Origin of the sequence: Deinococcus sp. AJ005, from assembly GCF_009017495.1 — a bacterium.
GTDB lineage: Bacteria > Deinococcota > Deinococci > Deinococcales > Deinococcaceae > Deinococcus.
The window spans coordinates 1,159,652-1,173,059 of the sequence record NZ_CP044990.1 but is presented as its reverse complement, the minus strand read 5'-3'; the positions used below and the strand labels follow the sequence as shown (position 1 = coordinate 1,173,059).

The window sequence follows — 13,408 nt, the reverse complement described above, 5'->3', positions numbered from 1 at the left end:
TCAGCCTTCTAGGACGCTTGGCCTCCCCGCCCACAGGCCACCCAGCCCCAAATCCCTACAATGCCCCCATGACTGGCGACGCCCGCACGATCTACGACGGCCACATCCTGAAACTGGAACTGCTGGACAACAAGTGGGAGGTGATCCGCCACGCCGACGCAGTAGCCGTGCTGGCCCTGAACGAGGCGAGCGAGATGCTGCTGGTGCGCCAACTCCGCCGCGCCGTGGACGCCCATACCCTCGAAGCCCCGGCGGGATTGATCGACGGCGAGGAATCCCCCGAAGCCGCCGCCCGCCGCGAGTTGCAGGAAGAGGCCGGGCTGGACGGCGAGATGCGCCTGCTGACCCGCTTTTACTCCAGCCCCGGCTTCTGCGACGAGCAACTGTACGTGTTTCAGGCGACCAACCTGCGCGAGAGCCGCTTGCCCCACGACGAGGACGAGGACATTGAGGTGGTCTGGATGGCCCCCCAGAAAGTGCTGGACGGCCTGCGCGAGGGCCGCATCATCGGCAGCGCGTCCACCCTGGCGGCGGCGCTGTACGGGATGCAGAGCCTGAATGGTCAGGGTCCGGTGGCGGACGAGTGAAGACCTACGTTTCGCCTTCCCAGCGCCCCGACACCGAAACGGTGGTGGCCGTCGGCTCCTTCGACGGCGTGCATCTGGGACATCAGGCACTGATCGCGCAACTGAAGGCCAAGGCGCGCGAACACCGCGTGCCCAGCGTGGTCTACACCTTCGATCCGCCCACGCGGGTGCTGACCCAGGGCGTAGAATTCCTGTCCACCCTGCCGGAAAAGCTGGACCTGCTGACCCGCTACGGTGTGGACGAGACGATTGCCATGTCCTTTACCCCCGAATTTGCCGCCCGGCCCAAGGAGGCGTTTCTGGACGACCTGCGGACGCTGCGCCCGCGCACCGTGGTGGTGGGCGAGGACTTTCATTTCGGGCGCGGACGCGCTGGTGGCGTGGAAGACCTGCGCGGCGTGGCCGCCGAGGTGGTGGCCCTGCCGATGCACCAACTGGGCGGCGAGGACATCAAAAGCACCCGCATCCGCGAGTTGCTGGCAAGCGGCGACGTGGACGGCGCAGGAAGGTTACTGGGCCGCCACTACGACGCGCAGGGCGTGGTGGTTCAGGGCGATCAACTGGGCCGCACGATTGGCTGGCCCACCGCCAATATCGGTGTGCCGGACGGCAAGGCGCTGCCGATGGGCGTGTTCGCGGTGGTGGCGCTGGGGGACCAGGGCGAGCGCTGGCACGGCATGGCGAATGTCGGGTTCCGGCCCACCGTGAACGGCAAGACCCGGCGCTTCGAGGTCCACCTGTTCGATTTCGAGGGCAACCTCTACGGCAAGGAATTGCAGGTCAAGTTCTTCACACACCTGCGCGGCGAGCAGAAGTTTGGCGGACTGGACGAATTGAAGGCGCAACTGGCCCGCGACGCCCAGGGGGCGCGGTCTGCGCTCAGCGACGTGCGCTGAACTTGGTCACGCGCCACTCGGCGTTGCCGTCGGCCAGCGGGCTGAACTGCGATCCGCTGTAGGAGGTGGTGGGATGGCCGTCTGCGGCGCTGTAGGTCACACGCAGATCGGCGCAGGGCTGGGAACGCTGATACGTGATGGCACGCGTGATTTCCAGAAACAGGGCCTCCACCGGGCCGACGTTCAGCCCCTCCGGGAGCATCTGTTCCAGTGGGTCCTGAGACACGACGGCCTTGATGCGCCCGCCCTCCACCGTCACCATCACGTCGGGAAAGCGCACGGGCGCGGCAATCCGGGCGAAATCGTAGCTGTAGTTCTGGATGCCCGCCGCCTTCCAGAGGGCACGGGCCGTCTTCAATTCCGCCTCCAGACGGGCAAAATCGGGCCGCACATAACCGGGGGCGCAGGTCTGGGCGGCGGGACCGACAGGAATGCCGCCGTCCGCGCCGCCCGCTTCAGCGCAGGCCACGCAGCTCAGGGCCGTCAACAGGGCAAGCCGTTTCATGGTCCCAGCATGGAGCGGCAGTGTGATGAACCGCTGATCTGCGCGTGAGGCCGGGCGTACCCTGGGGCCATGAGCCTCCTGCCCACCTCTCCCGACACCCTGCAACTGGGCTATTCCTTCTGCCCCAACGACACCTTCATCTTCCACGCGCTGCACGCCGGGCTGGTACCCGCGCCCCTGCCGGTGCAGGAGGTTCTGGAGGACGTGCAGACCCTCAACGACTGGGCCGTGGAAGGCCGCCTGCCCATGACCAAGATCAGTTACCGCGCGTATTTTGGCGTGATGGATCAGTATGTGGCCCTGCGCGCGGGCGGGGCGCTGGGGCGCGGCGTGGGACCGCTGATCGTGACACGCGGCGACATCGGGGATCTGAACGGCAAAACGGTGGCCTCGCCGGGAGCATTGACGACAGCAGAACTGCTACTGCGGCTGGTCTACCCCGAAGTCAACGTCGTGCGGATGCGGTACGACGCCGTGATGCCTGCCGTGGAGCGCGGTGAAGTGGACGCGGGCCTGATCATCCACGAGTCGCGCTTCACCTACCCGCAGCACGGCCTGAGCAAGCACCTGGATCTGGGCGCGTGGTGGGAAGGCGAGACCAGACTGCCCCTGCCGCTGGGCGCGATCCTGGTGCGCCGCGATCTGGCCCCGCAGACGCAGTGGGCGCTGAACGGGTCGGTGCGGGCCAGCCTGGAATACGCCTACGCCCACCCCGAAGCCTCGCGCGCCTATATCCGTCAGCACGCGCTGGAGATGGCCGACGAGGTGATGCAGGCGCACATCGACCTGTACGTGAATCCGTTCAGCCTGGACGTAGGCGAGGAAGGCACGCGCGCCGTGCAGGAATTGCACCGCCGGGCCGTGGCTGTGGGCGCGGTGGTGGCGTCGGACCTGCCCCTGTTCGTGGAGCGTCCCTGAAGATCAGGCAGGCCGATTCCAGCCTGGACGGAAGCTGACCCAGAATCGAACTTCTCGCCCCCCTTCAACACGGGCGAAGGCAATTGTAAGAACTTGTTGATTCATCCCGCGTTAAGGTGTCGGGGTGACGAAGCAAGGCGCGCCCGCCATTCCCGCCATCGAGGTGCGTGGGCTAAACAAAAAGTATGGCAACCACAGCGTTCTGGAAGAGATTTTCCTGAACGTCCGTCCCGGTGAGGTTTACGCCCTGACCGGCCCCAACGGCACCGGCAAGACCACCTTGATCCGCTGCATGACCGGCCTGGCCTTTCCCACCGACGGCGAGATCCGCCTGATGGGCCGTGACGTGCATACCGACGGTGCCCGCGCCCGCGCGTTTCTGGGCGCGGTGGTGGAGGCTCCGGCCAAGTTCTACACACAGTTCACCGGCAACCAGAACCTGCAAATCCACGCCAACCTGTCTGCAATGGCCCCTGGCGGGCGCAAGGTGCCCCGCGAACGCCTGCGCGAGGTGCTGGCGCTGCTGGAACTCACGCGCATGGCGGACCGCAAGGTGCAGGAATACTCGCTGGGGCAGCGGCAACGGCTGGGGGTGGCCAGCGCCATCCTTGCCGATCCCAAAGTGCTGATCCTAGACGAGCCGACCAGCGGTCTTGACCCCCTGGGCATCGGGCTGATCCACCGCATCGTGACCAGCATGGCCACCGACGGCTGCGCGGTGGTCCTCAGCACGCATCACCTGCGCGAAATCGCCACCTACGCGCATACCGTGGGTATTCTGACCGGGGGACGGCTGGTGGATACCGTAGACCTGCGCGCCAGGCAGGCGGCCTACCGCTTCCGGGTGGACGATCCGGTGGGCGCGGCGGCGGTGCTGGAGCGGCTGCCGTTTGTCCGCAAGGTCAGTACCCGCACCCCGTTTGCCATCGCGCACCTGGGCGGCGAGGCCCGCGTGCCCGACGCCCTAGCCCGCCTGAGCGAGGAGGGCATCCGGGTCTTTGAGGCCAGCCCCGATCACTTCGACCTGTACGAGTACTACCGCGAGCGCGTGGAGAAAGCCTGATGAAGAGCGATAGCGTTCCCCCCCCTGTCACCGTCCTGCTCACCTGGCGGCGCGCGTGATCACGCTGCTGCTGCTGGAATTTCGCAAACTGCTGGGATCGCGCAGCGCCAAACTGGCCTTGATCGTGACCTTCGTGCTGCCGCTGATCTGGGCCTTCGCGCCGCGCCTGAGCGCGCTGATTCAGGTCAACATGATCAGCGGGTGGCAACTGCCCGCCGTGAGCATCGGCGTGACGATCCAGTACCTGCTGCCGCTGTTTATCGCGGTCACGGTGGCCGAGACCATCGGTTCGGAGACGGCGCAGGGCACCCTCGCGCCGCTGCTGCTGCGCCCGGTAGACCGCACCAAGGTCATTGCCAGCAAGCTGATCGCCGCGCTGGTCTTCCCGTTCCTGCTGGTCATCACCACCGTGGCCGGATCACTCCTGGCGGGCATTCCGCTGGGCTTCGGCACCTTCACGGGCGGCACCGGGCTGGGGCCAGGCCTGTTCGTGGGCGTGGGCGAACTGAGCGGCGGCGAGGCGTTCGGGCAGGTGTTGCGCGGTGCGTTCCTGGCCGCCATCGTCCTGATGCCAGTGGCCGCCCTGTCGCTGCTGTTCGGCGTGCTGTTCCTGAATACGGCGGCCTCGGCCCTGGCCACGTTTGCCACGCTGATCGTCATGCGCCTGCTGGTGGTCCTGCCCGAAGCCATCCAGCGCATCCTGCTGACCTCGCACTTCGGGGTTTACGTGCAGCAGGGCGACATCGGGCAGCCGCTGATCCTGCTGCTGATCTATACCCTGGGCTTTGGCCTGATGGCGATCTACGCCTTCGACCGCCGCGACGTGTAGCGCGTTCTTTTCAACTTCACCAGAGAGGTGGGCAGAGGTCCGCCTCTCTTTTTTGCTGGCCTGCTAGCCTGTCAATCATGACCGCGCCCATTCAACTCTCAGCGGGCGGCTCCCTGTACGAACGCATCGGGCCGGAGGCGCTGGCCGCCCTGGTCACGCGCTTCTACGCGCTGGTGGCCCAGGACCCGGACCTCTCCCCCATCTTTCCCGCCGACCTGACCCTGACGGCCCAGAAGCAACTGGCCTTTCTGACGGGTTTTCTGGGTGGGCCGCCGCTGTACCACCAGAACTACGGGCCGCCCCGACTGCGGGCGCGTCATCTGCCGCACGCCATCACGCCTACACGCGGTCGGGCGTGGCTGAGCTGCATGGAAAACGCCTTGCAGGACACCCCCCAGATAGGCGGGGCCGAGGCACAGGAACTGCACGCGGCCCTCGCACGGGTGGCGGCCCACATGGTCAATACCCCTGACGACGACGCGACACTGGACGGCAAAGTTGGACAACTCCTTTCAATTGACTAGCCGCCTGAATGTCTTTTTAGGCGCGCTTTTCCTAGACTGCGGGGTATGACACAACCCCGCACCATCGAGGACCTCCGCACCGAGATCGACCAGATCAACCGTGACCTGCTGAAACTGCTGTCCCAGCGCGCCACGGTGGTGGCCCAGATCGGCCACGCCAAGACCCAGGAAGGCCGCCCCAACCACTACGATCCAGCCCGCGAGGACCGCCAACTGCGTGAGCTTGAAGAGCTGAACCCCGGTCCCTTCACGGGCGCGACGGTCAAGCACCTGTTCAAGGAAATCTTCAAGGCCAGTCTGGCGCTGGAAGAGAGCAACGACAAGAAGCAACTGCTGGTCTCACGCAAGGTCAAGAAGGAAGACACCGTGCTGGATATCGACGGTGTGAAGATCGGCGGCGACTCCCCACCCATCATTATCGCCGGGCCGTGCAGCATCGAATCTGAGGAGCAGATGGAGCAGACCGCCGAGTATCTGGCGGGCAAAGGGGTCAAGATCCTGCGCGGCGGCGCGTACAAGCCGCGCACCAGCCCCTACGGCTTTCAGGGCATGGGCGTGGACGGCCTGATTATTGGCAGCCGGGTGGCCCGCGCCAACAAGATGCTGTTCATCACTGAGGTCATGGATACCAGAGACGTGGAAGTGGTGTCCGAGTACGCCGACATCCTGCAAGTCGGGGCGCGCAACATGCACAACTTCGCCCTGCTGCGTGAAGTGGGCCGCGCCCGCCGCCCGGTGCTGCTCAAGCGCGGGCTGAGCGCCACCATCGAGGAATGGCTGTACGCCGCCGAGTACATCCTGTCCGAAGGCAACAGCGAGGTCATTCTGTGCGAGCGCGGCATCCGCACCTTTGAAAAGTGGACCCGCAACACGCTGGACCTGTCGGCCGTTGCTCTGGCAAAACAGGAAACCCATCTGCCCGTGATCGTGGACGTGACGCACGCCGCCGGACGCCGTGACCTGCTGATACCGCTGGCGAAAGCCGCGCTGGCCGTGGGCGCAGACGGCATCCACATTGAGGTTCACCCTAACCCTGCCACCGCCCTGAGCGACAACGAGCAGCAACTGGACTTCGCCGGATACGACCAGTTTGACGCCGCGCTGGCTCCGATGATGAAGATGCCTGTGCGCGTCTAAGTTTTACAGAAGAGAGGGGAGTTTCGCCGGGTGCGAGGCTCCTCTTTTTTCGTTGGAGATGAAGAGATAATCCCTCTCCTTCGGAGCTGTGCCAGCCAGTCTGCTTCCCTCAAAGGGAGCCGAGAAATGCGACTGGTATGGCAATTCCGCAACTCTTGCCTCCCTTCTAAGAGGAGGTCCCCCGTAGGGGGGGAGGGGGTAAACCATGCCAGCCACCCCTCAACACCAAATCTCAACCCAACTTCCAAAAGTGGCAAACTCGCCCCCCTCCCTTTCGCCCCGGCGCTAGGCTAGTTGCCGTCCATTTCTCCAACACTTTCCCCCGGAGGCTCCATGTCATCACGCCCCATGCGTTTCACCGCCGCCCTGTTGCTGTCCTCATTGCTGCTGACCTCCGCCCCTGCTTCAATGGGTTGGGCGCAGACGACCCCGACCACTGCCGCCACCATGACCCTGCCCGCTGGAGTAAAGTTCGTGACCGAGGTGGAGGGCATCCGCGAATATCGCCTGCCCAACGGTCTGCATGTGCTGCTGTTCCCCGATACCTCGGCAGCCACGTTCACGCTGAACGTGACCTACAAGGTGGGCAGCCGCTCCGAGAACTACGGCGAGACGGGCATGGCGCACCTGCTGGAACACCTGCTGTTCAAGGGCACGCCCACCAGCGGCAATATTCTGGAAAGCCTGGGCAAGCGCGGCGCGGATTTTAACGGAACCACCAGCGAGGACCGCACCAACTACTTTGAGACCATGACCAACAGCGCCGACAACCTGACTTGGGCGCTGGGCATGGAGGCGGACCGCATGGTCAACTCGAAGATCGCCCAGACCGATCTGAACACCGAGATGACGGTGGTCCGCAACGAGTTCGAGAGCGGCGAGAACAGCCCATTCGGGTTGCTGTACAAGCAGGTGCGTTCGGTGGCCTACGACTGGCACAACTACGGCAACACGGCCATAGGCAACCGCAGCGACGTGGAAAACGTGCCGATCAAGCGCCTTCAGGACTTTTATAAAAAGTATTACCAGCCCGACAACGCTGTACTGACGCTGGCCGGAAACTTTGACCCGGAGGTGGCGCTGGCACAGATCGCAAAGGACTTTGGCCCGATCCGCAAGCCCTGGCGCACGCTGCCCGCCGAGTACACCGTGGAAAATCCACAGGACGGCGAACGCTCCGTGACCGTGCGCCGCGTGGGAGACGAGCGCATTCTGCTGACCGCCTACCACATGCCCAGCATCCGCCATCCCGATATGCCCGCGCTGCTGGTGCTGGACCAGATTCTGGCCGATGAACCCGCCGGGCGGCTGTATAAGGCGCTGGTGCAGACCAAGCAGGCCACTGCGATTGGCAGCCTGACCAACACCGCCTCCGATCCAGGGCTGTTGATGTACGCCGCCGTGCTGGGCAAGGATGACGACACCGCCCCCGCCCAGGCCACCCTGATCAAATCTCTGGAAGAGGCGGGCAACACGGCCTTTACCGACGAGGACGTGGCCCGCGTCCGCACGCGCGTGGTGGGCAGCTACGAACAACTGCTGTCCAAGCCCGAGCAGGTGGGCGTGACCCTGTCCGAGTACATCGCGGCGGGCGACTGGCGGCTGCTGTTCAAGCTGCGTGACGAGCTGGAAAAGGTGACGGCGGCGGACGTAACCCGTGTGGCGGGCATCTATCTCAAGCCCACCAACCGCACGCTGGGCATGTTCGTCCCGACGCCGGAGCCAGACCGCGTGACGGTGACAGCGGCCCCCAGCGCCGATGAACTTCTGAAAGGCTACATAGGCCGCGCGGCGCAGACAGCGGGCGAGAACATTCCCCCCGAACCCGCCGCCATTGAAGCCCGCACAGTGCGGAGCGAGGTGGCCGGGGCGAAGGTGGCCCTGCTGTCCAAGAAAACGCGCGGCGAGCGCATCGAATTCGTGATGAATCTGGACTTCGGCAACGCGCAGACGGTCAAGGACGGTGGGGACGCCGCCGACTTCATCGCGCCGCTGCTGACGCGTGGGAGCAAAGACCTGACCCGGCAGCAACTGAATGACCGCCTGGAAGCCATCAAAACGCAGCTCAGCGTGTCGGGCGGCGCGTCGGGGGCCAGCGTGCGCGTCAGCACGGACCGCACGCATCTGGCCGAGGCGCTGGAACTGGTCAAGAAGGTGCTGCGCGAACCCGTCTTCCCGCAGGCCGACTTCGACGAGTTGAAGAAGGGGGCAATCGACGGCGCAGAATCCGGGCGCGGTGATCCGCAGGCGGTGGCGAGTCAGGCACTGGCCCGCGCCTTCGCCCAGCCAGGGGCCAAACGCGGCGATCTGGGCTATGTCTCCACGCTGGACGAGTCCATTGAAGACACCAGAGCCGTGACGCTGGATCAGGTCAAGGACTATTACAGCAAGGTCTGGGGCGCGGCACAGGTACAGGTGGCAGCGGTGGGCGACTTCGATCCGCAGACCATCACGGCGGCGCTGCCGGGCATTCTGGATGGGTTTGGGAGCGGCGTGAAGTACGAGCGCGTCTCGCTGCCGCTGGTCACGCCCAAAGCCGCCGATACCGTGATCAACGTGCCAGACAAGGCCAACGCGGTGTATGTGGCCCGCCTCAACTTTCCACTGCGCGACGATGCCGCCGACTACCCGGCGCTGATCGTCGCCATGCGGATTTTCGGTTCGGGTACCGATTCCCGCCTGTTCAACCGGCTGCGGCAGCAGGACGGCCTCAGCTACGGCGCGGGCGGCAGCGTCAGCGCCAGCAGCGAGGACCAGAAAGGCAGTTACAGCGCCTACGCGATCTTCAACCCCAACGTGACCGAGAAAGTCGTGACCGCCATGCGCGAGGAACTGGCGAAAGCGCTGCGGGACGGCTTTACCCCCGCCGAGGTGACTTCCGCCAAATCCGCCATCTTGCAGGAATCCCGCGTGGCCCGCAGCAGTGATGCCACGCTGGTAGGCAGTCTGGTAAGGCAGGCGTACCTGAACCGCACCTACGCCTTCAACGCCGAGCTGGAAGCGAAAATCAGCGCCGTGACGCCGGAAATGGCGAAGGCCGCGCTGAACAAGTACGTGACGCCTGAAAATCTGGTGGTGGTGCGCGCGGGAACATTCGGGAAGTAAAACGGACTCCGATTGAATCGTTTGCAAAAACGATGGAAATCCGAGCGGATGCGAGAAAGAGAAGTACGGGTTCCGGGCGTGGAGTTGACGAACCGGCGTTTTCCCGGTTTGTTAACGAAACAGACGGAATCCGTATAAAACCATTCCCGACTGAGAAAAGGAGTCCCGCATCTGACGGAGACTCCTTTTCGATGCTGCCGGGCGCGGCATACTTGCGCCATGAGCGCACCCACTGAACTCCTCGCCGATCTGGCCCAGAGCCTGGGCGCGGACGGGGTGGGCTGGGCGGCGGCCACCGTTCCGTCCAGTGCTGTGGACGAATACGCCCGCTGGCTGGACGACGGGCGACACGCGGGCATGGCCTATCTGGAGCGGCAGCTTCCGGCGCGGGCCGATCCGTCCTCGCGGCTGGAGGGCGTGGGCAGCGTGCTGGTGCTGGGTATCTCGCACGCTTTTGAGGACCCCCCCAAGCCTACGGATGGCATCCGCGTGGGGCGCGTGGCCCGCTACGCCTGGACCCCGGATTACCACGATCAATTGCAGCCACTGCTGACCCGCCTGGAAACCGAGGCGGCGGCGCTGGGCATCCGGGCACGCGGCTACGTGGACCACGGTCCGGTGATGGAACGCCTGTTCGCCTCCGGCGCATTTCTGGGCTGGCGCGGCAAGTCGGGCATGACCATCAGCACACGGCTGGGCGCATTCATAACGCTGGCGGTACTGCTGACCAATCTGCCCTTCGAGGGTTCACAGGCAGCGCATCCTGACCGCTGCGGCAAGTGTTTCCGCTGCGTGGCCGCCTGCCCCACGAACGCGATTGGCAATGACCGGGCCATCGATGCGCGGCGCTGTATCTCGTATCTGACCATCGAACACCGAGGCCCCGTACCGCACGGGTTCCGCGCAGATATGGGCGAGTGGCTGTTCGGCTGCGACGTGTGCAGCGAGGTCTGCCCGTGGTCACAGAAAGCGGGGCCGCTGGCGGAGTTGCTGAGGCCGCAACCTGAGCTGGCGCACCCAGACCTGAGCGCTTTCTTCGGTATTGGAGAGCGGGAATTCAACCGCCGGTTTGCTGGCACGGCCTTTCTGCGCCCACGCCGCAAAGGGATGGCCCGCAACGCGCTGACCGTGCTGGGCAACACCCGCGCGCCAGAAGGCTGGCCGCTGCTACTGGCAGGAATGACCGACCCTGCCCCCGAAGTCCGCGAGGCTGCCGCCTGGGCACTGGGCCAGTGGGGTGAGATGGACTCGGTCCGTACACTGGTCAATGACCCGGACGAGACGGTCAAGGCCGGTGCGGCACAGGTGCTGGCCACCCCGCAGTTGTCTAGTCTGCATAGGCCAGGATCAACAATCTTGGGGCAAATGTCAGATACCTGACGCCCCACTTGCCTACCATGAACCTGTGCGCGCCGTCTTCCTGCTTTCCCTACTCGGTCTCGTGTCCCTGAACACGGTCCTGGCCCAGTCCACGCCTCCTGCCTCCTCACCCGCTGCTGCTCCAGCGAATTCAGCTCCGGCCAATTCAGTGCCGACGATCCTGACCCCCACCATCGTCAACCGTTATCCCCATGACCGCGCCGCCTTTACCGAGGGGTTTCAGTACCTGGGGGACGGCACCTACATGGAAAGCACCGGACTGGTAGGCGAATCCGGTGTGCGGCGGGTAGACCTGAAAACCGGCAAGGTGCTGGGCAGGGTGGCCACGCCGCTGTCCACCGCCTTCGGCGAGGGCGTCACGGTGGTGGGCGGCGTGGCCTACCACCTGACCTGGCAAGACGGGCTGGCCTTCGCCTTCGACGCCGGGACCCTGAAGGAAGTCGGGCGCTACCGCTACGGCGGCGAGGGCTGGGGGCTGACCACCAACGGCAAGGACCTGATCATGAGCAACGGCACCCCCAAGCTGGTCTGGCGCGACCCCAAAACCTTTGCGGCCAAGCGGAGCGTCACTGTCACCGATGGCGGGCAGCCCGTCAGAAACATCAACGAGCTGGAATACGCCGGGGGAAGCGTGTACGCCAACATCTGGCTGACAGACCGGATTGCGCGGATCGATCCGCAAACGGGCAAAGTTACCGCCTGGATCGACGTGTCCGCCCTGACCCGCGAGGCCAGCGCCAGCGCCGCCAAACTGGGCAAGCCCCTGACCTTCGATGACATTCCCAACGGCATCGCGTACATCCCCGAGCGCGGCACGCTGCTGCTGACCGGCAAGCGCTGGGGGACGATTTTTGAGGTCAAGGTGCCCGGACTGGGAACAACGAACGGGCGCGCTCAGCCCCGACGCTGAGGCCCTAGATTTTTAAGACTGGGAGGCGTGACTGGATCGCCTCCCAGATCGTTTTTTCCAGATCGGTTTCATCCAGAGTGGCGTCCAGCACCAGAAAACGTTCTGCCTCCGCCTCGGCCAGCTTCAGGAAACCCTGTCTGAGCCGTTGATGGAAAGTGAGATCTGCCTGTTCCAACCGGTCTGGCTGACCGCGCCGCGCTGCCCGTTCCAGACCGATAACGGAGTCAAGGTCCAGCAACACCGTCAGATCGGGCCACAGCCCGCCTGTCGCCGCCGCCGTGATGCCGCGCAGCAGTCCGGCATTCAGGCCGCGCCCGAAACCCTGGTACGCCAGACTGGAATCGGCGTAACGGTCACACACCACCACCTCTCGCCTGCCGAGGGCTGGGCGAATGACGTTGGTAACGAGCTGGGCGCGGCTGGCGCTGTACAGCAGAAATTCGGGCAGCGGATCAATGGTCAGTTCGGGGTCCAGCAGCACATCCCGCACGCGTGTTCCCAGTGGGGTGCCGCCCGGCTCACGGGTGACGGTGTAGGGCACGCTCTCCGATTCCAGATGCCGCAGCAGACGAGCAATCTGGGTGCTTTTGCCTGCGCCTTCCGGCCCTTCAAAGGAAATGAAGAGGCCAGTCTCGGGCTGAGACGACGAAACCACCGACTACAGGCCCGTCGGATGGTGCAGAAACTGCCAGGGCAGGCCAAACTCTTCCTCAATCTTGGCGGCTAGGGCACGGACGCCGAACACCTCGGTTTCGTAGTGTCCGGCGAAGACCACATTCACGCCGTTTTCAAAAGAATCGTGGAAGTGCTTGTGTTCCGGTTCACCCGTCAATAGAGTGTCCAGACCCAGCGCGGCGGCCTCGGCAATGCGGTCTGCGCCGCTGCCGCTGATGATACCCAGGCGTTTGACGGTGGGGCTGCCGCCGCCGTGGACCAGACAGATTTCGCCCGTCAGCTTCTGGATGCGGTCTGCAAAGTCCTGTAATGACTGTTCAAACGGCAGTTCTCCGGCCAGCCCAATCTTGTGGCCCGCCCAGTCCCCGAACGGCTGGCGGTTTTCCAGCGACAGCGCGTTGGCGATCATGGCGTTGTTGCCGATTTCGGGGTGGGCGTCCAGCGGAATATGGGCGGCGTACAGGTTGAGGTCTGCCGCCAGCGCCGTTTGCAGGCGGGTACGGTGTGGCCCGGTGATCGCCAGCGGATCGCCCCAGAACAGGCCATGATGCACCAGCAGAATATCCGCGCCGCTGTCTGCCGCGTGCTGCAAGGTCTTGATACTGGTGTCCACGCTGGCCGCGACACGGGTGATCTTTCCGGTCCCCTCTATCTGAAGGCCGTTCATGCTGGGATCGGGGTAGGCGTCGATCTTGAGGTACTCATTGAGCCAGCGCACCAGCTCATCGCGGTTGACCTCGGGGGACTTGGAGGTAGAGGAATCGGTCATGGGGGCATTGTAGAGGCGCAGGCATAGGGCCAATGCCTCCGAACCCACTGGAAACGAGCGGGCCAGCCCACCCTGCGCTGGAGGGAAGGCTGGCCCGCTGCCGCTGGAGC

General features: G+C 64.8%; 13 protein-coding genes. 10 read left to right on the top strand and 3 right to left on the bottom strand.

The features are described from left to right. The first annotated feature begins 68 nt into the window (after positions 1-68). On the top strand, positions 69-587 hold the full coding sequence (locus DAAJ005_RS07525; protein ID WP_151846573.1) for an NUDIX domain-containing protein: 519 nt from the start codon (positions 69-71) through the stop codon (positions 585-587). Continuing rightward, positions 584-1,483 (top strand): riboflavin biosynthesis protein RibF, encoded by a 900-nt coding sequence (gene ribF, locus DAAJ005_RS07520; RefSeq protein ID WP_151846572.1) that lies wholly within the window; start codon positions 584-586, stop codon positions 1,481-1,483. The genes DAAJ005_RS07525 and ribF overlap by 4 nt, the downstream gene beginning before the upstream one ends. Here the strand turns inward: ribF and DAAJ005_RS07515 are convergent. Then, positions 1,467-1,988, bottom strand: coding sequence for a DUF6174 domain-containing protein (locus DAAJ005_RS07515; protein ID WP_151846571.1), 522 nt, complete (start codon positions 1,986-1,988; stop codon positions 1,467-1,469). The two genes, ribF and DAAJ005_RS07515, sit on opposite strands and share 17 nt — an antisense overlap. Before the next feature lie 69 nt (positions 1,989-2,057). On the opposite strand from DAAJ005_RS07515, the gene DAAJ005_RS07510 reads away from it, so the two are divergent. The 8 genes from DAAJ005_RS07510 to DAAJ005_RS07475 all read left to right on the top strand — a co-directional run bounded on the left by DAAJ005_RS07510 (position 2,058) and on the right by DAAJ005_RS07475 (position 11,854). Continuing rightward, positions 2,058-2,906, top strand: coding sequence for a 1,4-dihydroxy-6-naphthoate synthase (locus DAAJ005_RS07510; RefSeq protein ID WP_151846570.1), 849 nt, complete (start codon positions 2,058-2,060; stop codon positions 2,904-2,906). Positions 2,907-3,030: 124 nt separating this feature from the next. Then, positions 3,031-3,969: an ABC transporter ATP-binding protein gene (locus DAAJ005_RS07505; protein ID WP_029483315.1), complete on the top strand. Its 939-nt coding sequence runs from the start codon at positions 3,031-3,033 to the stop codon at positions 3,967-3,969. 55 nt (positions 3,970-4,024) lie between these two features. Further along, a complete protein-coding gene (locus DAAJ005_RS07500; RefSeq protein ID WP_151846569.1) occupies positions 4,025-4,798 on the top strand; it encodes an ABC transporter permease in 774 nt (257 codons plus the stop codon). A gap of 77 nt (positions 4,799-4,875) precedes the next feature. Further along, positions 4,876-5,322, top strand: coding sequence for a globin (locus DAAJ005_RS07495; protein ID WP_151846568.1), 447 nt, complete (start codon positions 4,876-4,878; stop codon positions 5,320-5,322). 45 nt (positions 5,323-5,367) lie between these two features. Beyond that, positions 5,368-6,459 (top strand): bifunctional 3-deoxy-7-phosphoheptulonate synthase/chorismate mutase, encoded by a 1,092-nt coding sequence (locus DAAJ005_RS07490; protein WP_151846567.1) that lies wholly within the window; start codon positions 5,368-5,370, stop codon positions 6,457-6,459. Positions 6,460-6,792: 333 nt separating this feature from the next. Further along, positions 6,793-9,564, top strand: coding sequence for a pitrilysin family protein (locus DAAJ005_RS07485; protein ID WP_226342629.1), 2,772 nt, complete (start codon positions 6,793-6,795; stop codon positions 9,562-9,564). A gap of 219 nt (positions 9,565-9,783) precedes the next feature. After that, positions 9,784-10,944, top strand: coding sequence for a tRNA epoxyqueuosine(34) reductase QueG (gene queG / locus DAAJ005_RS07480; protein ID WP_151846566.1), 1,161 nt, complete (start codon positions 9,784-9,786; stop codon positions 10,942-10,944). Positions 10,945-10,969: 25 nt separating this feature from the next. After that, positions 10,970-11,854 (top strand): glutaminyl-peptide cyclotransferase, encoded by an 885-nt coding sequence (locus DAAJ005_RS07475; RefSeq protein WP_226342628.1) that lies wholly within the window; start codon positions 10,970-10,972, stop codon positions 11,852-11,854. Positions 11,855-11,858: 4 nt separating this feature from the next. On the opposite strand, the gene tmk is transcribed toward DAAJ005_RS07475, so the two are convergent. Beyond that, positions 11,859-12,509, bottom strand: a complete 651-nt coding sequence (tmk, locus tag DAAJ005_RS07470) for a dTMP kinase (RefSeq protein ID WP_151846564.1) — start codon at positions 12,507-12,509, stop codon at positions 11,859-11,861. Between the two features lie 3 nt (positions 12,510-12,512). Continuing rightward, on the bottom strand, positions 12,513-13,298 hold the full coding sequence (locus tag DAAJ005_RS07465) for a Nif3-like dinuclear metal center hexameric protein (protein ID WP_151846563.1): 786 nt from the start codon (positions 13,296-13,298) through the stop codon (positions 12,513-12,515). Positions 13,299-13,408 lie beyond the last annotated feature (110 nt).